Below are 17,071 nucleotides of genomic sequence, written 5' to 3'. Positions count from 1 at the left end.
GTGCGGCGACGCGTGCCGCCTCAACCAACGAGACGATTGTTCAGCCACGGTTGACGGGCCAGCCGCTCGGCCTCGAACTGACGAATCCGGTCAGCATGACGCAGCGTAAGACCGATGTCGTCGAACCCGTTGAGCAAACAGTACTTGCGAAACGGTGCGATATCGAACTCGAACACGTGGGCACCGTCCACGGTGCGCACCTGCTGCTGTTCCAGGTCAATCGTTAGCTGGAAACCGTTGAATGCGGCCGTGTCGTTGAACAGCCGGTGTACATCGGAGTCGCGCAACACGATCGGCAGCAAGCCGTTCTTGAAACAGTTGTTGAAGAAGATGTCTGCAAAGCTGGGCGCGATGATCGCCCGGAAGCCATACTGCTGCAATGCCCACGGCGCATGCTCGCGTGAGCTGCCGCAGCCGAAGTTCTGGCGTGCAAGCAGGATCGAGGCGCCCCGGTAGCGCGGCTGATTCAACACGAAATCCGGGTTCAGCGGCCGCTTCGAGCAATCCTGGCCCGGCTCTCCATGGTCCAGGTAGCGCCACTCGTCAAACAGATTGGGACCAAAGCCCGTACGCTTGATCGACTTCAGGAACTGCTTCGGAATGATGGCATCGGTGTCGACATTCTCGCGATCGAGCGGTGCGACGATACCAGTGTGAACGACAAATTTTTTCATGACTTCCTCGAACGTGATCGAGTCCTGATCGGACCAGGTCAGGCCCGCCGTCGCGGGCCCTGCGCGTGACCCGTGACCTGCGGCGCGACCCGCATTACTCCGCGGCCTTCTTGATCGCCGCGCCGGCCTCGCGCATGTCCTGCCCGAAACCCGACACGGTGTTGCATCCCGCGATCGCGGCACAGCCCAGCACCGCCGCGGCCACTGCGAACCACCCGATGAATACGCGCTTCATTCTGGTGCTCTCCCCGTCGCGTCAGGCCAGCTGACGCACGTCGACAAAATGACCTTCGATGGTCGCCGCGGCTGCCATCGCCGGGCTGACCAGGTGCGTGCGTCCGCCGTTGCCCTGGCGCCCCTCGAAATTGCGATTCGACGTCGATGCGCAGCGCTCGCCTGGCTCGAGCCGGTCCGCGTTCATCGCCAGGCACATCGAGCAACCCGGCTCGCGCCATTCGAACCCGGCGTCCTTAAATACTTTGTCGAGCCCCTCGCGCTCGGCCTGCGCCTTCACGAGCCCGGAGCCCGGCACGACCAGCGCCTGTCGGATGCTCGGTGCAATGCGCCGCCCGAGCTTGCGCACCACGTGCGCGGCCGCGCGCAGATCCTCGATCCGCGCATTCGTGCAAGAGCCAATGAAGATCTTGTCGGGCTTAATCGCCTCGATCGGTGTATCGGGCTCCAACGCCATGTACTGGAGCGCGCGCTCCATCGCATCGCGCTTGACCGGATCGTTCTCGCGCTCCGGGTCCGGCACCCGTGCGTCGATCGAGGTGACCATCTCCGGTGACGTGCCCCACGTCACTTGCGGCACAATCTGCGCGGCATCCAGCTCGACGACGCGATCAAAGTACGCGCCTTCATCGGAGCGGAACGTGCGCCAATACTGCGCGGCCTGCTCAAACTCGGCGCCCTTCGGCGAGAACGGCCGCTCGCGCAAATAGTCGATTGTCGTGTCATCGACCGCCACCATCCCGGCGCGCGCGCCGGCCTCGATGGCCATGTTGCACACGGTCATGCGACCTTCCATCGACAGCGCACGGATCGTCGAGCCACCGAATTCAATCGCGTAGCCGGTGCCGCCCGCCGTGCCGATGCGCCCGATGATCGCGAGCACGATGTCCTTGGCCGTGCATCCACGCGGCAACACGCCATCAACTTTGATCAGCATGTTCTTGCTTTTTTTCTGCAGCAACGTTTGCGTGGCGAGCACGTGTTCGACCTCGGACGTGCCGATGCCGTGCGCGAGCGCGCCGAACGCGCCGTGCGTCGACGTGTGGGAATCGCCGCACACGATTGTCATGCCGGGCAACGTCGCGCCCTGCTCCGGCCCAATGATGTGAACGATGCCCTGCCGCTGGTCGTTCATCTTGAATTGCGTGATGCCATAAGCGTCACAGTTGGCGTCCAGCGTATCGACCTGCAGCTTGGACACCGGATCGGCAATGCCGTGGCTGCGGTCGGTAGTCGGCACGTTGTGGTCCGACACTGCCAGGTTCGCGCTGATGCGCCACACCGGTCGCTGCGCGAGCTTCAGGCCTTCAAATGCCTGTGGCGAAGTCACCTCGTGCAACAGGTGCCGGTCGATATAGAGCAGCGTGGTGCCGTCTTCCTCGGTATGGACGACGTGCGAATCCCACAATTTGTCATACAGGGTCTGGGGCATGGCGTTCAGTCTCGGGTCAGTGCTGGACCGGGGTATTGAAGGGACAGCGTAGGTCGATGCTGCGTGGGTCCACGCACCGATTATGCCAGCAGCACTGGCCGATTCGCTAGCCCTTTGATAAAAAAACCCAATAAAAACAAAAAGTTACGGTGGTATTCGCAATACCTGGATAAATACTGCCAGCTTGACTGATGCACGCTGGACAGCGATGTCCCGGCGCAGCGCCGATGTGCCCGCCGCCCCGCATGCGGATCCTCCGCACAGCTCGTTTGCCCCGTCACGAGGCTCCCTTGTCAGATCGAGCCAAGTGTGGATCTCGCGTTTGCGACGCAGGGCACGCTGCAGCCCTACGGCGTTCGACTGCTGCCGGTCTCGACTGCTGCCAGTCATTACCGGCAATCCCAACGCATACGCATCGGAGAGGGCTGCAGACGGCGGCCCAGCCTACAACCATCCCGGCGCGGAAAAAGCGCACGGGCCAGAGGCGCCTGTCCAGCACCTCTGGCCCGCTCTGTCCTCGGCCTAATCAACCTTGACGGCCGGTTCACGCAGACTGCCCGTTCACACAGGCTACCGGTTACGAGCCGCCGAATACCGACAGCCGCAACACGCCGGTCCGCTCTTACCGCTTGTCGATCGGCTTCACCTCGCGCGACGTATGGCCGATGAACAATTGACGCGGACGACCGATCTTTTGCTCCGGCTCCGAAATCATCTCGCTCCACTGCGCGATCCAGCCTACCGTACGAGCCATCGCGAAAATACACGTGAACATCGACGTTGGAATACCGAGCGCGCGCTGCACGATGCCGGAATAGAAGTCCACGTTCGGATACAGCTTGCGCGACACGAAGTACTCGTCCTCGAGCGCGATCTTCTCCAGCTCCATCGCCAATTTGAACAGCGGATCATCGTGCAAGCCAAGCTCGTTGAGCACTTCGTGGCACGTCTCGCGCATCAACTTCGCGCGCGGATCGTAGTTCTTGTACACGCGGTGGCCAAAACCCATCAGCTTGACACCGGAGTTCTTGTCCTTGACCTGCTTGATGAACTCGGGAATTTTGTCCGGCGAGCCGATTTCCTCGAGCATATTCAGCGCCGCCTCGTTGGCACCGCCATGCGCCGGCCCCCACAGACACGCGATCCCCGCGGCGATACACGCAAACGGATTCGCGCCGGACGAGCCGGCCAGCCGTACGGTCGACGTCGATGCGTTTTGCTCGTGATCCGCGTGCAGGATCAAGATACGATCAAGCGCGCGCACCAGCACGTCGTTGATCACATATTCCTCGCACGGGTTCGCGAACATCATGCGCATGAAGTTTGCGCTGTACGATAGATCGTTACGCGGATAGACGAACGGCTGGCCAATGCTGTATTTGTAGGCCATCGCGACGAGCGTCGGCAGCTTCGCAATCATCCGGATCGCCGATACCTCACGATGACGCGGATCGTTGATGTTCAGCGAATCGTGGTAGAACGCCGACAGCGCACCCACCGCCGCCGTCAGGATCGCCATCGGATGCGCATCGCGGCGAAAGCCCCGGAAGAAGAACTGCATCTGCTCGTGGACCATCGTATGCTTGGCCACGGTATCGACGAATTCCTTCTTCTGCTGTTGATTCGGCAGATCGCCCTTGAGCAGCGCATAACACGTCTCGAGAAAGTCCGCATTCTGCGCCAGCTCGTCGATCGGGTAACCGCGGTACAGCAGCTCGCCCTTGTCGCCATCGATATAAGTGATCGAGGAGTTGCACGACGCGGTGGACATGAACCCCGGGTCATACGTGAATTTGCCGGTCTGGCCGTACAGCTTGCGGATGTCGATCACATCGGGGCCCATCGTGCCCTTGTAGATCGGCAGTTCGACACTCGGCGAATTGTCGCTGAACGATAGCGTGGCTTTAACGTCTGACGGGGTCATGGCAGATCCTCAATCGTGGTATGGGAAACAGTTTGCGATATGACGCATGAATCACACCGTACGCAGCCAGCCGAGTACGCGCGCCACGTCGGGCGTCGCGAGCGCGCCATCGGGTTCGCTGCGCGACAGCAGCAGGTCCATCAGCTCGTTGTCGGACAGCTCCAGCAATTGCGTGAACGCGCCAACGTCCGCGTCGCTGAGTGCATGTTCATATCGGCTGAAAAAACGCTCAAAAATCAGATCGTTTTCCAGCAGGCCGCGTCGCGCGCGCCAGCGAAGCCGCGCGCGACGCGTAGGGTCGGACTGATGAGACGAAGACACGTCAGCCTCAAACCGCCCGGCGCACCATCAGTTCCTTGATCTTGCCGATCGCCTTTGTCGGATTGAGCCCCTTCGGGCACACGTCGACGCAGTTCATGATCGTGTGGCAACGGAACAGACGATACGGGTCTTCCAGGTTGTCCAGCCGCTCGCCGGTTGCCTGGTCGCGACTGTCGGCGATGAATCGGTACGCTTGCAACAAACCCGCCGGGCCGACGAACTTGTCCGGGTTCCACCAAAAGCTGGGGCACGACGTCGAGCAGCTCGCGCACAGGATGCACTCATACAGGCCGTCGAGTTCGTCGCGCTCCTCGGGCGACTGCAACCGCTCCTTCTCCGGTGGCGGCGTGTCGTTGATCAGGTATGGCTTGATCGAGTGATACTGGTTGAAGAACTGCGTGAAGTCGCAAATCAGGTCGCGCACGACCGGCAGTCCCGGCAACGGACGCAGCACGATTTTGTGCGGCAGCTCGTTCAGGTTCGTCAGGCACGCCAGCCCGTTCTTGCCGTTGATGTTCATCGCATCCGAACCGCACACGCCTTCGCGGCACGAGCGGCGGAACGAGATCGTCTCATCGATTGACTTGAGCTTGACCAGCGCGTCGAGCAGCATCCGGTCATGCGAGTCGAGCTCGATCTCGTACGTCTGCATGCGCGGCGCGGCGTCCTTGTCCGGATCGTAGCGGTAAATTTCAAAAATACGTTTTGCCATGTTCGTTTCCTTTGACTTGCTGCGCGTCGCTCAGAAGGTCCGCGGCTTCGGCGGGACCGAATCGACCGTCAACGGCTTCATGTGGACCGGCTTGTAGTCCAGACGGTCGCCTTCGCTGAACCACAGCGTATGGCGCAGCCAGTTTTCATCGTCGCGGTGCTCATAGTCGCTCTGCGCGTGCGCGCCCCGACTCTCCTTGCGCGCCTCGGCCGACACCATCGTCGCACGAGCGACTTCGGTCAGGTTGGCTAGCTCGAGCGCCTCGACGCGCGCAGTATTGAACACTTTCGACTTGTCCTTCAGATGCACGTCGCCAGCGCGCGCGCACACTTCGCGGATCTTCACGACACCTTCGGCAAGCAGCTTCGACGTGCGGAACACGCCCGCATGCGCCTGCATCGTCTTGCGGATGTCCGCCGCCACCGCCTGCGTGTACTCGCCCGACGTGGACGCATCGAGTTTGGCCAGCCGCGCCAACGCAAAATCGGCCGCATCGGCCGGCAACGGCTTGTGCTCCTTCACGTCCTTCACGTGCTTGATGATGTGATTGCCGGCCGCGCGGCCGAACACCACAAGGTCCAGCAACGAGTTCGTGCCAAGACGGTTCGCGCCGTGGACCGATACGCACGAGCATTCGCCGACCGCGTAGAAGCCGTTGACCGGCTCCTCATGGCCCTTCGGCGTGCCGACGACCTGGCCATGGATATTCGTTGGGATGCCGCCCATTTGGTAATGGATCGTCGGCACCACCGGAATCGGCTCCTTGATCGCATCGACGTTCGCAAACTTCAGCGCGATCTCGCGAATCGACGGCAAGCGCTTCATGATCGTTTCCGCGCCGATGTGCGACAGGTCCAGCAGCACGTAGTCCTTGTTCGGACCACAGCCGCGCCCTTCCTTGATTTCCTGATCCATCGAGCGCGACACAAAATCGCGGGGCGCCAAGTCCTTCAGCGTCGGCGCGTAGCGCTCCATGAAGCGCTCTCCGTTCGCGTTACGCAGAATGCCGCCCTCGCCGCGCACCCCTTCGGTAATCAGCACGCCCGCGCCCGCAACACCGGTCGGGTGGAACTGCCAGAATTCCATGTCCTGCAACGCGATGCCAGCGCGCGCGGCCATCCCGAGACCGTCGCCGGTATTGATGAACGCGTTCGTCGACGCATTGAAGATGCGCCCCGCCCCGCCGGTCGCGAACAGCGTGCACTTGCCCTCGAGAATGTAGACGTCACCGGTTTCCATCTCGAGCGCGGTTACACCGAGCACGTCGCCTTCGGCGTCACGGATCAGGTCCAGCGCCATCCATTCGACGAAGAAATGCGTTTTGGCCTGCACATTCTGCTGGTACAACGTATGCAGCAGCGCGTGGCCGGTGCGGTCCGCGGCCGCGCAAGCGCGCTGCACCGGCTTCTCGCCATAGTTCGCGGTATGGCCGCCGAACGGGCGCTGATAGATCGTGCCGTCTGGATTGCGGTCGAACGGCATGCCGAAGTGCTCAAGCTCGTAGACCGCGTTCGTCGCCTCGCGGCACATGAACTCGATCGCGTCCTGGTCGCCAAGCCAGTCTGAGCCCTTGATCGTGTCATAAAAATGGTAGTGCCAGTTATCCTCGCTCATGTTGCCGAGCGATGCGCCGATGCCGCCTTGTGCAGCCACCGTGTGCGAGCGGGTCGGGAACACCTTGGAGAGCACGGCGACCGACAAGCCAGCCTTCGCCAGTTGCAGCGACGCGCGCATCCCAGAGCCGCCCGCGCCGACGATCACCACGTCGAACTTGCGACGCGGCAGCGAATTCTTAATTGCAACCATGCTTTAAACTCTCCAGAGAATCTGTGCGGCGTAGCCCGCGCACGCGATGAGCCAGACAATCGTCAGCACCTGCAGCACGAGCCGCACGCCGACCGGCTTCACGTAATCCATCCAGATGTCGCGCACGCCGACCCAGGCGTGGTAGAAAAGCGCGAGCAGCGTGACGAACGTCGCGAGCTTCATCCATTGGATCGAAAAGATCGCCGCCCAGCCGTCATACGAAAAGTTACCGGCCGAGAAGAACCAGACGAGCAGGATGACCGTGTAGATTGCCATGATCGCCGCGGTCGCGCGCTGCGCAATCCAGTCGCGCAGCCCATAGTGAGCGCCGACGACCAGACGCTTCGGACCAATGCGGTGATTCGCTGCCATTTAAAAGACTCCGAACAGTTTGAGCGCGACGGCGATCGTAAGCACCGACGACACCACGAATACGACGATCGACGTTTGCTTGCCGCCCTGCTTCGTGACCGCACGGTGCGTGTCTAGCAGCAAGTGGCGCAGTCCGGCGCAGAAGTGGAACAGGTACGCCCACGACAGCACGAGCACGATGAGTTTGACTAAGGGATAGGAAAAGAAAGCTTTCAGGGACGCAAAGCTGAGCTCCGAAGTCAGGCTCTGCTCAAGCAGGTACAGCGAGAAAGGCAGCAGCAGGAACAGCAGCGCACCGCTGACGCGATGCAGGATGGACACACGGCCCGCGAGCGGTAGTCGGTATGTCAGTATCTGGCCGATACTGATGTTCCGGTACTCCGGTCTTGGTTTTTTTACGGCTTCAGCCATTGCTAGACCCCAAGTTGAGACACCAACCCGTAATTTTAACGCCTTTTCTTTTCGCAATGCATCGCAACAATGTTGCGCCGGCGTTCTTTCGGGCGCCAGTGTTGCAAGATTGCTTTGCCTTATACGCAACAATAGGGGTTGCACAACGCGCGCGGCGCGCGCCAGACTGGACTGCCGCGCGTCGGTGCCATCGTCTTTTTCTATCAGCTCAAATCGTTTTGGTAATGGTATCCGGCCGTCACGTACCAGCCGCGCCGCACTTCGACCGGTCGATCACCGTACGTGTACGATACGCGATCGACCGACAGCAGCGGATAACCGGGTGCGACACCCAACAGCGCGGCCACCGCCGCGTCGGCGGCCACCGCGCGGATCTTCTCGGACGCGCGGATCATTCGCGTACCGAACTCCGTCTCGAACATCGCATACAGCGGCCCCTTATACTCGGACAGCCGCTCCAGCGTGAGCCCGCGAAACAGCGCACCGGGCAGCCAGATTTCGTCGAGCACCGTCGGCTTGGCCTCGAACTCAAGCACGCGCTTGACCAGCACCGCGGGGTCCGCGGGCTTGAGTTCCAGCTGCCGTGCGATCTCCGCCGGTGCGCGCAAGCGCCGTACCTCCAACAGGCGGCTCTCGTGCGGCTGCAGCTCGCCCTGGTCGGGCAACAGCCGCAGGAAACGGAACTGCACGCGGTCCTCGTGGTGGGTCGCCACGAACGTGCCCTTACCCTGGCGGCGCACAAGGAGATTGCCGGCGGCCAACTCGTCGATCGCCTTGCGCACAGTGCCCTGGCTGACTTTGTAGCGTGCAGCTAATTCCACCTCGCTCGGGATCATCTCGCCCGGCTTCCACTCGCCCGACTCCAGGCTTTGCGTGATCAGCGCCTTGATCTGTTGATAAAGCGGGCTGAATGTGGGCGACGGCGCGCCCGCGGCCAGGCCGCGCTCGGTGCCGTCCGTCGTGTTGCCCGGGCTCGCGTGGATCGAATTCATGGCGCTATTTCATCATGAAGGTCGCCACACCGTCCATCTTTTTTCGCCCTACTCATCTGTCTTATATAAGATATAAGATACGGTTGACTTTACCCCCTTTGGCTCCTAAACTTCGTTGCTATGCAATGCTTTACGGCGTATCGTGCCGGATCGGTGCGCGATACACCGCGCAATACGGAAAGACCGAAATTTACCGGCACGCCCCGTTTAGCCGCGTGCGCGAGCACCGCATCCCAGCAGGTGGTTCGCCCATGCGGCAAACGAGACCGCGCTTCACCAACGCGCGACGAACGTCAGCCCGGGCATGCTGCAAAGAGCCACGCGGCGCGCTTAAAATGGCGTTCTTTGTTGCGTTCAACGTCTCGTCCTGGAGATTTATCAATGGCTAAGCCCGCTCAGCGCGTTGCCGTCACTGGCGCCGCAGGTCAAATTGGTTACTCGCTGCTATTTCGCATCGCTAATGGCGACCTACTTGGCAAAGACCAACCCGTCATTCTGCAACTGCTCGATTTGCCGCAGGCGCAAGCCGCCGTCAAGGGCGTGGTGATGGAGCTCGAGGACTGCGCCTTCCCGCTGCTGTCCGACGTGGTCGTCACCGACGATCCGAAAGTTGCATTCAAGGATGCCGACGTTGCGCTGCTGGTCGGCGCCCGCCCCCGTTCCAAGGGTATGGAACGCAAGGACTTGCTGTCGGCCAACGCCGAGATCTTTACGGTGCAGGGTCGCGCGCTCAATGAGGTCGCTAGCCGCGATGTGAAGGTGCTGGTGGTGGGCAACCCGGCCAACACCAACGCCTATATTGCGATGAAGTCGGCACCGGACCTATCCAAGAAGAACTTTACCGCGATGCTGCGCCTGGACCACAACCGCGCGCTGTCGCAATTGGCCGCTAAGGCGGGCAAGCCGGTCGCCTCAATCGAGAAGCTCGTGGTATGGGGTAACCACTCGCCGACGATGTACCCGGATTTCCGCTTCGCAACGGTTGAGGGCCAGTCACTGACTCAACTGATCAACGACGACGAATGGAACCGCAACGTGTTCATCCCGACGGTGGGCAAGCGCGGCGCGGCGATCATCGAGGCCCGTGGACTGTCGTCGGCCGCGTCCGCAGCCAATGCGGCAATCGACCATGTGCGCGACTGGGTGCTCGGCTCCAACGGCAAGTGGGTCACGATGGGCGTGCCGTCCGACGGCTCGTACGGCATCCCGGAAGACATCGTCTATGGCGTGCCAGTGATCACCGAGAACGGCGAGTACAAGCGCGTCGAGGGTCTGGAGATCGATGCGTTCTCGCGCGAGAAGATGGACGCCACGCTCAGCGAGCTGCTCGAGGAGCGTGACGGCGTGCAACACCTGCTCGGCTGAGCCGGCACGCGCTTCACGCCGACAATGCGCGCCTTGACGCCTGCCGATGTCCTGTTCGATGGCGAAGTGCCGCCCGCGCTGCTGCCCGCGTGCGATCATTACGCGGGCAGTGAGAAGCTGATGCGCAAGTCGCTCGAGCTGCAGCAGCGGCTCGGACCGGTGTTCGACATCACGCTCGATTGCGAAGACGGCGCGCAGGTCGGACGTGAGACCGAGCACGCGGCGCTGGTCGCCTCGCTATTGCACGGCGAGGCCAATCACTTTGGACGCGTCGGCGTGCGCATCCACGCGTACGATCATCCGCATTGGCGCGACGACGTGCGCATCGTGCTACATGCACCACGGCGCCCGCCCGCGTACATCATGTTGCCGAAGGTGCGTGGGCTACACGAGGCGGCCGAGCAGTGCGCATTCATCGACGCGGTGCGCCGCGAGACGGGTCTGCCCGCCCCCATCCCGGTTCATTTGCTCATCGAGACGCATGCCGCGCTCGACGCGGTATTTTCACTGGCCGCGCTGCCAGCCGTGCAATCGCTGTCGTTCGGCCTGATGGATTTCGTCTCCGCGCATCACGGCGCAGTTCCTGACGCCGCGATGCGCTCGCCGGGGCAATTCGACCATCCGCTGGTGCGCCGCGCCAAGCTCGAAATTGCTGCGGCCTGTCATGCGCACGGCAAGGTGCCATCGCACAATGTGACGACCGATGTTCGCGACGCGCAACGCGTCGCGCAGGATGCCGCGCGAGCCCGCGACGAATTCGGTTACACGCGGATGTGGAGCATCCATCCGGCGCAAATCGAGCCAATCGTCGCCGCCTTCGCGCCGCGCGACGACGAATTGGCGCTTGCCACCGACATCCTGCGTGCCGCACAGCAGGCGCAATGGGGACCCATTCGCCACCGCGACACGCTGCACGACCGCGCGAGCTACCGCTACTACTGGTGCGTGCTGCGCCGTGCGCAAGCGTCCGGTCGGCCGCTTGCGAGCGACGTTGCAGCCTGGTTCACGCCTGCTGGGGGCACCGTGTCGGATGCCGCCGCGGCGAATCGCGCTGCAACGGCAAACCCAATATCTGCCCCCTTGTTAAGTAGGCGAGAATAACGTCCGGCCAACAGCGCGCGCCGCCCGCGCGCCCGGTTGACGCCCATTTTTCGAGGTATGGATACAGATGAAGACACTCGCTATCGCCACCGCCATCGGCGTGCTCTGCGCCACGCTGTTCGTCACTGCCGACGCGTGCGCCGCCACGGCCGCCGTAACCGGCGCCAGTTCCGCGTCCGTCAAATCCGGCGCAAAGAAACCCGAGCCAAGCCATCGATTGTTCAAGAAGCGCGTCGCCAAAAAGGGCGCCGCGAAAACGATCGCCGATCCGGTGCCGGAAGGCGCGACAAAATGGGGCTGCGCGGAAAACAGCGAGTTTTTCGTGAGTGGCGACATGAAGCGCGACCAGATTGTCACCGTGCATTGGGCAGGCAAGAATTACAAGCTGCCGCGCGAGCAGACGACCACCGGCGCCGATCGCTTCCACGACGCAGCGACAGGACTGGATCTAATCGTGATTCCGACCAAGGCGATGCTGTTCTCCGACAAGAATAGCTCTCGACTGGCCGACGAATGTAAGACGCCCGCAATGGTCGCCGGTGCGCCGGCGCCGATCCAGACCGAGGCGCTCAAGCAGCGTCCGGGTCTGTTGCAAGGTAACTGAGCGACACCCGGCCGTATACCAGGGCCCCCGCCATGTCTGCACCGACCTCGAACGTGCGCCCCGAACCGGATTCCGTGCTGGTCGACAGCATCGACTACGTGCAGCACTGCCGCGTCGACAGTGCGCTCGCGCTAGAGACGGTGTGCTACTGCCTGCTCGACACGCTTGGTTGTGGGCTACAGGCGCTGTCCTACCCGGCCTGCACGAAGCTGCCCGGCCGGCTTGAGGCGGCTGACTATGAGGACGAAGTCGCACGCGACGCGCGCATCGACGCGCTAACCGTCGAATTGGACGACGGCACGAAATTCGACGAGGTGGTGGTTGAGTACCCGATCGGGCACCCGCGCCGCCGCGCCGACGGCATCTCGTTGCTGGTTGATAAGTTCCGCGCGAATCTTGCGCGTCGCTTCGTCGACAAGCAGCGCAACGCCATTGTTGACGTCTCGCTGGAGCCGGCCCGCCTCGAGGGGCGATGCCCGTCAACGAGTATGTCGATTTGTACGTGATTTGACTGAACCCACGCGTATCAACCCAAGGGAAACACCATGGCCCACAATCTCCACAAAACGCTTAAGGAATTCGACAGCGGCTCAGGCAAGGGTAAATACTACTCGTTGCCGCAGCTCGGCAAAGCCCTCGGCATTCAGATCGACCGCCTGCCCGTGTCGATTCGTATCGTGCTCGAATCCGTGCTGCGCAATTACGATGGCAAGAAGATCAGCGAGGAGCACGTCGAGCAGTTGGCGAAGTGGCAGCCCAACGCCGCGCGCACCGACGAGATCCCGTTTGTTGTGTCGCGCGTCGTGTTGCAAGACTTCACTGGCGTGCCGCTACTGGCCGACATCGCGGCAATGCGCGGCGTCGCGCAGCGCGCCGGCAAGAATCCGAAGCGCATCGAGCCGTTGGTGCCGGTCGACCTGGTCGTGGACCACTCGGTGCAGATTGACTACTTTCGGCAGAAGGATGCGCTGGACCTGAATATGAAGCTGGAGTTCGAGCGCAATAAGGAGCGCTACCAGTTCATGAAATGGGGCATGCAGGCATTCGACACGTTCAAGGTCGTGCCACCGGGCGTAGGCATCGTGCACCAGGTGAATCTGGAATACTTGGCGCGTGGCGTGCACAAAAAGAGCGTGGACGGCGGCATGGTCTACTACCCCGACACGTTGGTGGGCACCGACAGCCATACGACGATGATCAACGGCATTGGCGTGGTCGGCTGGGGCGTGGGTGGCATCGAGGCGGAGGCGGGCATGCTCGGCCAGCCGGTGTATTTCCTGACGCCTGACGTGATCGGCGTCGAACTCAAGGGCCGGCTGCGCGAAGGCGTGACCGCGACGGACCTGGTGCTGACAATCACCGAGATGCTGCGCAAGGAGAAGGTGGTCGGCAAGTTCGTCGAATTCTTTGGCGAAGGTACCGCATCGCTGACGTTGCCGGACCGTGCCACGATCGGCAACATGGCGCCAGAATATGGCGCGACGATGGGCTTCTTCCCGGTTGATGACAAGACGATCGACTACTTCAAGGGCACGGGCCGCACGAAGGAAGAAATCGCCGCGTTCGAGAACTACTTCAAGGCGCAGGGCCTGTATGGCATCCCGGGTACCGGCCAGATCGACTACACGAAGACGCTGACGCTAGATCTGAGCACGGTCGCGCCGTCGCTTGCCGGTCCGAAGCGCCCACAGGACCGGATTGAGATCGGTAACGTGAAAAGCACGTTCGCTGACTTGTTCTCGCTGCCGGTCACGCAAAACGGCTTCGCAAAGAAAGCCGACGACCTGGGCAAGGTATACAAGACCACCGATGGCGTCGAGTTGAAAAACGGCGACGTGCTGATCGCCGCGATCACTTCGTGCACGAACACATCAAACCCGAGCGTGCTGATCGCCGCTGGCCTACTCGCGAAGAAGGCCGTTGACGCGGGCCTCACGGTGGCCCCGCACATCAAGACGTCGCTCGCGCCGGGATCGCGGATCGTCACAGCGTACCTGAGCGCCACCGGCCTGCTGCCGTACCTGGAGAAGCTCGGCTTCACGGTCGCAGCGTACGGCTGCACGACCTGTATCGGCAACGCCGGTGACCTAACTCCGCCGCTCAATGATGCAATCGTCAAGCATGACGTAGTCGCCGCCGCGGTGCTATCGGGCAACCGTAACTTCGAGGCGCGGATCCATCCAAACATCCGCGCAAACTTCCTCGCGTCGCCGCCGCTGGTGGTCGCGTACGCGATCGCTGGCACGATCACACGCGACTTGATGACCGAGCCGGTCGGCAAAGGCAAGGGCGGCCGCGACATCTACCTGGGCGACATCTGGCCGTCCAGTGATGAAGTCAACCAGCTACTCAAGTACGCGTTGGACGCGAAAAAGTTCAAGGAGAACTACTCGCAGTTGACCCAGCAAGGCGACTTGTGGAGCCAGATTGAGGGCGCCGAGGGTCAGGTCTATGACTGGCCGAAGTCGACCTATATCGCCGAGCCACCGTTCTTCGGCGAGCATTTCTCGATGCAGTCGGCCAAGTCGATCACGCCGGTCAAGAACGCCCGGGCACTGGGCATCTTCGGCGACTCGGTGACGACCGACCACATTAGCCCGGCCGGATCAATCAAGGAAGACTCGCCGGCCGGCCGCTGGTTGAAGGAGAACGGCGTGCAGAAGGCCGACTTTAACAGCTACGGCTCGCGGCGCGGCAACCACGACGTGATGATGCGCGGCACGTTCGCCAACGTGCGGATCAAGAACCTGATGATTCCCACCAAGCCGGACGGCTCGCGGGTGGAAGGCGGCCTGACCATTCACCAGCCGAGCGGCGAACAGATGTCGATCTATGACGCCGCGATGAAGTACATCGCCGAAGGCACGCCAACCATCGTATTTGCCGGCGAAGAGTACGGCACCGGCTCATCGCGTGACTGGGCGGCCAAGGGCACGTACCTACTCGGCGTGAAGGCGGTCGTGGCGCGCAGCTTCGAGCGCATCCACCGCTCGAACCTGGTGGGCATGGGCGTGCTACCGCTGCAGTTCATCAATGAGGACAGCGTGCAGTCGCTCGGCATCACCGGCGAGGAGACCTACGACATTGAGGGCCTGACGGATGAGTTCAAGCCACAACAGGAAGTCACGCTGGTCGTCCGCGGCAAAAACGGCGTGAAGAAGGTGCCGGTGCTGCTGCGCATCGACACGCCGATCGAGGTCGACTACTACAAGCACGGCGGTATTCTGCCGTTCGTGCTGCGCCAGTTGCTGACCGCATAACGCACGCCGTTGCAGACACCGCACCGGATCTGCTGTACCGGTGCAGCAATGGAAAAGCCCTACGCCACTGCACCCCAAAGGTTGGATCGGCGTCCAACTTTTGGGGTGCAGTTCAACGGCGTCGGGCTTTTTTGACTTCGCGCGCGTCAGGCTTGACTTCGCGCACGTCAGGCGGCGACCGGCGACACGATGATTTTGACGTTCGCATCCTTATTGTTGACCAACTCCTCGAATCCTTTGCTCACGATGTCAGACAGCGCGATGCGACCGGTAATCAGCGGCTGCACGTCGATGCGCCCATCCGCAACATAGCGGATCACATCGGCGAATTCACCATTGTAGGCTAGCGAGCCGATGACTTCCTTCTCGGTCGAGACGAGCTCAAAGAAATTGAACTCGCTCGACTCTTCAAAGATACCGACCATCACGCACTTGCCGGCCTTGCGGATCAAGTCGATCGCCAGCTTGGCCGTGGTGCGATGGCCGATGCACTCGAACGACACGTCCGCGCCATAGCCACCGGTCAACGCGCGCACCTGTTCGATCGCGTCACCCTGGGTCGGGTCGATCACCGTCGTAGCGCCGACCTCCAGCGCCTTCTTCTTACGCGCGGCGGACATTTCGAGCGCGATGATACGGCCAGCGCCAGCGGCCTTGGCGGACATGATCGTGCACAACCCGATGGTACCGGCACCTACCACCACCACGGTCTGCCCCACGATGCTACCCGCCTTCTTCACCGCGTGTAGCCCAACGGCGAGCGGCTCAATTAGCGCACCAGCCTCGGTCGGAAAATCATCCGGCAGTTTGTAAAGCAGCTCCGCCGGCACATTCACGTACTCGGCGAACGCCCCATTGTTCATCAGGCCGGTGAACGCTAGGTTTTCACAAATGTTATACAGGCCATGCTTGCAGTAATAGCACGTGCCGCAGTGCTGGCATGCATCCGCTGTGATCCGCTCGCCGACGCGAAAACCGCTTACGCCAGCGCCGATGTCGGCGATCTCGCCACTGAATTCATGCCCGAGGATGCACTGGCCTTTCAGCCCAGTAAGCGGGTGAGGACGCTCGACCGGGATGAACACTGGTCCCGCCACATATTCATGCAGGTCAGAGCCGCAGATACCGCACCAGTGCACCCGGATCTTGACCCACCCTGGCGGAGGGGCATCGGGAACCCGCACCTGCTCGACGCGAATGTCCTTGCGGCCGCGCCAAACGGCGGCTTTCATGCTGGGTTGCTGTAAGGGAGTTGTGACGTTCACGATTGTGCCTCCATCCTAGTTGTTCGATGCCAAATCAACGAATGGGCCAGCCGGGCACCACGCGTGCCTGCGGCTTGCGTGCCTGTATGCCTGTGTGTCCGTGTGCTATATGCTTTATGCCTGCGTACCGAGGGCTTGGCTCGCCGCGTCCGCTATACCTGCATGCTTGTGCGGGAGCCGTTTTGCACGGCGGCCGTTACTTACGCGACCGTCGTTACTTGCGCGCTGGTATGCCCATGCAGGAACGGTGCCAGCCGGCGGACCTGCGGCAGGTTCGTTCACGGGCGGCACGATGTAGCAGCGCAACAGGCTCGTAAAATCCACTACATCGATGCGCTCCTGAATTCGCGAGGGCTGTAGCGCTGCACTGCACAACGCAACCCGGCCGGACGCGGACTGGTCGCCGGTGACCTGCGCCGAGACGCGGCGTCACAGCGCACGTGAGACCGTCGTCTCTGCTGTCTTTCCGTGCTTGTTTGGCCTTCCTGGCGACCAAAGCCCGCGGCAGCATACCCGTGAGACGCGTGTATCACGCAAGTGCATCGCAACTTCGACACGACGCAGTCCTGCTGCGGCAGCAAACGTGCCATTGCACGAA

15 protein-coding genes and 2 pseudogenes are annotated in these 17,071 nt (G+C 61.9%); 6 read left to right on the top strand and 11 right to left on the bottom strand.

From position 1 onward, the window contains the following. Positions 1-20: 20 nt before the first annotated feature. The 10 genes from leuD to RA167_RS03875 all read right to left on the bottom strand — a co-directional run bounded on the left by leuD (position 21) and on the right by RA167_RS03875 (position 8,878). Positions 21-674 (bottom strand): 3-isopropylmalate dehydratase small subunit, encoded by a 654-nt coding sequence (gene leuD, locus RA167_RS03920; RefSeq protein WP_076786505.1) that lies wholly within the window; start codon positions 672-674, stop codon positions 21-23. 94 nt (positions 675-768) lie between these two features. Beyond that, on the bottom strand, positions 769-909 hold the full coding sequence (locus RA167_RS03915; protein WP_083703694.1) for an entericidin A/B family lipoprotein: 141 nt from the start codon (positions 907-909) through the stop codon (positions 769-771). Positions 910-930: 21 nt separating this feature from the next. Further along, entirely contained in the window at positions 931-2,340 is a 1,410-nt protein-coding gene (gene leuC, locus RA167_RS03910; RefSeq protein ID WP_076786503.1) for a 3-isopropylmalate dehydratase large subunit, read from the bottom strand. A gap of 622 nt (positions 2,341-2,962) precedes the next feature. After that, positions 2,963-4,264, bottom strand: coding sequence for a citrate synthase (gene gltA, locus RA167_RS03905; RefSeq protein ID WP_076786501.1), 1,302 nt, complete (start codon positions 4,262-4,264; stop codon positions 2,963-2,965). Positions 4,265-4,315: 51 nt separating this feature from the next. Next, entirely contained in the window at positions 4,316-4,585 is a 270-nt protein-coding gene (locus tag RA167_RS03900; protein WP_076786499.1) for a succinate dehydrogenase assembly factor 2, read from the bottom strand. Between the two features lie 7 nt (positions 4,586-4,592). Further along, positions 4,593-5,297 (bottom strand): succinate dehydrogenase iron-sulfur subunit, encoded by a 705-nt coding sequence (locus tag RA167_RS03895; RefSeq protein WP_076786497.1) that lies wholly within the window; start codon positions 5,295-5,297, stop codon positions 4,593-4,595. Positions 5,298-5,327: 30 nt separating this feature from the next. Further along, positions 5,328-7,103 carry a succinate dehydrogenase flavoprotein subunit gene (sdhA, locus tag RA167_RS03890; RefSeq protein ID WP_076786495.1) on the bottom strand — a complete coding sequence of 592 codons (1,776 nt, stop codon included), beginning with the start codon at positions 7,101-7,103 and terminating at the stop codon, positions 5,328-5,330. A 3-nt stretch (positions 7,104-7,106) separates the two neighbouring features. Next, positions 7,107-7,475 (bottom strand): succinate dehydrogenase, hydrophobic membrane anchor protein, encoded by a 369-nt coding sequence (gene sdhD, locus RA167_RS03885; protein ID WP_076786493.1) that lies wholly within the window; start codon positions 7,473-7,475, stop codon positions 7,107-7,109. Beyond that, positions 7,476-7,886 carry a succinate dehydrogenase, cytochrome b556 subunit gene (gene sdhC, locus RA167_RS03880; RefSeq protein ID WP_076786491.1) on the bottom strand — a complete coding sequence of 137 codons (411 nt, stop codon included), beginning with the start codon at positions 7,884-7,886 and terminating at the stop codon, positions 7,476-7,478. Between the two features lie 203 nt (positions 7,887-8,089). Continuing rightward, on the bottom strand, positions 8,090-8,878 hold the full coding sequence (locus tag RA167_RS03875; protein ID WP_076786489.1) for a GntR family transcriptional regulator: 789 nt from the start codon (positions 8,876-8,878) through the stop codon (positions 8,090-8,092). Between the two features lie 381 nt (positions 8,879-9,259). Here RA167_RS03875 and RA167_RS03870 point away from each other — a divergent pair, with 381 nt between their 5' ends. The 6 genes and pseudogenes from RA167_RS03870 (at position 9,260) to acnA (ending at position 15,208) form a co-directional block, all read left to right on the top strand. Beyond that, positions 9,260-10,243 carry a malate dehydrogenase gene (locus RA167_RS03870; RefSeq protein WP_076786487.1) on the top strand — a complete coding sequence of 328 codons (984 nt, stop codon included), beginning with the start codon at positions 9,260-9,262 and terminating at the stop codon, positions 10,241-10,243. Positions 10,244-10,267: 24 nt separating this feature from the next. Next, positions 10,268-11,344, top strand: coding sequence for an HpcH/HpaI aldolase/citrate lyase family protein (locus tag RA167_RS03865; protein WP_083706041.1), 1,077 nt, complete (start codon positions 10,268-10,270; stop codon positions 11,342-11,344). 67 nt (positions 11,345-11,411) lie between these two features. Beyond that, positions 11,412-11,948 (top strand): hypothetical protein, encoded by a 537-nt coding sequence (locus RA167_RS03860; protein WP_076786485.1) that lies wholly within the window; start codon positions 11,412-11,414, stop codon positions 11,946-11,948. Positions 11,949-11,980: 32 nt separating this feature from the next. After that, positions 11,981-12,167 (top strand): annotated as a pseudogene (prpD, locus tag RA167_RS15615) (2-methylcitrate dehydratase); the annotation flags it as partial. After that, a pseudogene (gene prpD / locus RA167_RS03855) lies at positions 12,164-12,459 on the top strand (2-methylcitrate dehydratase); the annotation flags it as partial. The pseudogenes prpD (RA167_RS15615) and prpD (RA167_RS03855), both read left to right, overlap by 4 nt. A gap of 34 nt (positions 12,460-12,493) precedes the next feature. Then, positions 12,494-15,208, top strand: coding sequence for an aconitate hydratase AcnA (acnA, locus tag RA167_RS03850; protein WP_076786481.1), 2,715 nt, complete (start codon positions 12,494-12,496; stop codon positions 15,206-15,208). Between the two features lie 167 nt (positions 15,209-15,375). Here acnA and RA167_RS03845 read toward each other — a convergent pair whose 3' ends face one another. After that, entirely contained in the window at positions 15,376-16,440 is a 1,065-nt protein-coding gene (locus RA167_RS03845) for a 2,3-butanediol dehydrogenase (protein ID WP_076786479.1), read from the bottom strand. Between the last annotated feature and the right edge of the window lie 631 nt (positions 16,441-17,071).

It is taken from the genome of Mycetohabitans endofungorum (assembly GCF_037477895.1).
Taxonomy (GTDB): domain Bacteria; phylum Pseudomonadota; class Gammaproteobacteria; order Burkholderiales; family Burkholderiaceae; genus Mycetohabitans.
This window is presented reverse-complemented; position numbering and strand designations above follow the sequence as displayed.

Bases quoted from the DNA above. Each gene is read 5' to 3' on its own strand.
- leuD (WP_076786505.1), bottom strand. From the start codon at position 674: ATGAAAAAATTTGTCGTTCACACTGGTATCGTCGCACCGCTCGATCGC.
- RA167_RS03915 (WP_083703694.1), bottom strand. From the start codon at position 909: ATGAAGCGCGTATTCATCGGGTGGTTCGCAGTGGCCGCGGCGGTGCTG.
- leuC (WP_076786503.1), bottom strand. From the start codon at position 2,340: ATGCCCCAGACCCTGTATGACAAATTGTGGGATTCGCACGTCGTCCAT.
- gltA (WP_076786501.1), bottom strand. From the start codon at position 4,264: ATGACCCCGTCAGACGTTAAAGCCACGCTATCGTTCAGCGACAATTCG.
- RA167_RS03895 (WP_076786497.1), bottom strand. From the start codon at position 5,297: ATGGCAAAACGTATTTTTGAAATTTACCGCTACGATCCGGACAAGGAC.
- sdhA (WP_076786495.1), bottom strand. From the start codon at position 7,103: ATGGTTGCAATTAAGAATTCGCTGCCGCGTCGCAAGTTCGACGTGGTG.
- sdhD (WP_076786493.1), bottom strand. From the start codon at position 7,475: ATGGCAGCGAATCACCGCATTGGTCCGAAGCGTCTGGTCGTCGGCGCT.
- sdhC (WP_076786491.1), bottom strand. From the start codon at position 7,886: ATGGCTGAAGCCGTAAAAAAACCAAGACCGGAGTACCGGAACATCAGT.
- RA167_RS03875 (WP_076786489.1), bottom strand. From the start codon at position 8,878: ATGAATTCGATCCACGCGAGCCCGGGCAACACGACGGACGGCACCGAG.
- RA167_RS03870 (WP_076786487.1), top strand. From the start codon at position 9,260: ATGGCTAAGCCCGCTCAGCGCGTTGCCGTCACTGGCGCCGCAGGTCAA.
- RA167_RS03865 (WP_083706041.1), top strand. From the start codon at position 10,268: ATGCGCGCCTTGACGCCTGCCGATGTCCTGTTCGATGGCGAAGTGCCG.
- RA167_RS03860 (WP_076786485.1), top strand. From the start codon at position 11,412: ATGAAGACACTCGCTATCGCCACCGCCATCGGCGTGCTCTGCGCCACG.
- acnA (WP_076786481.1), top strand. From the start codon at position 12,494: ATGGCCCACAATCTCCACAAAACGCTTAAGGAATTCGACAGCGGCTCA.
- RA167_RS03845 (WP_076786479.1), bottom strand. From the start codon at position 16,440: ATGAAAGCCGCCGTTTGGCGCGGCCGCAAGGACATTCGCGTCGAGCAG.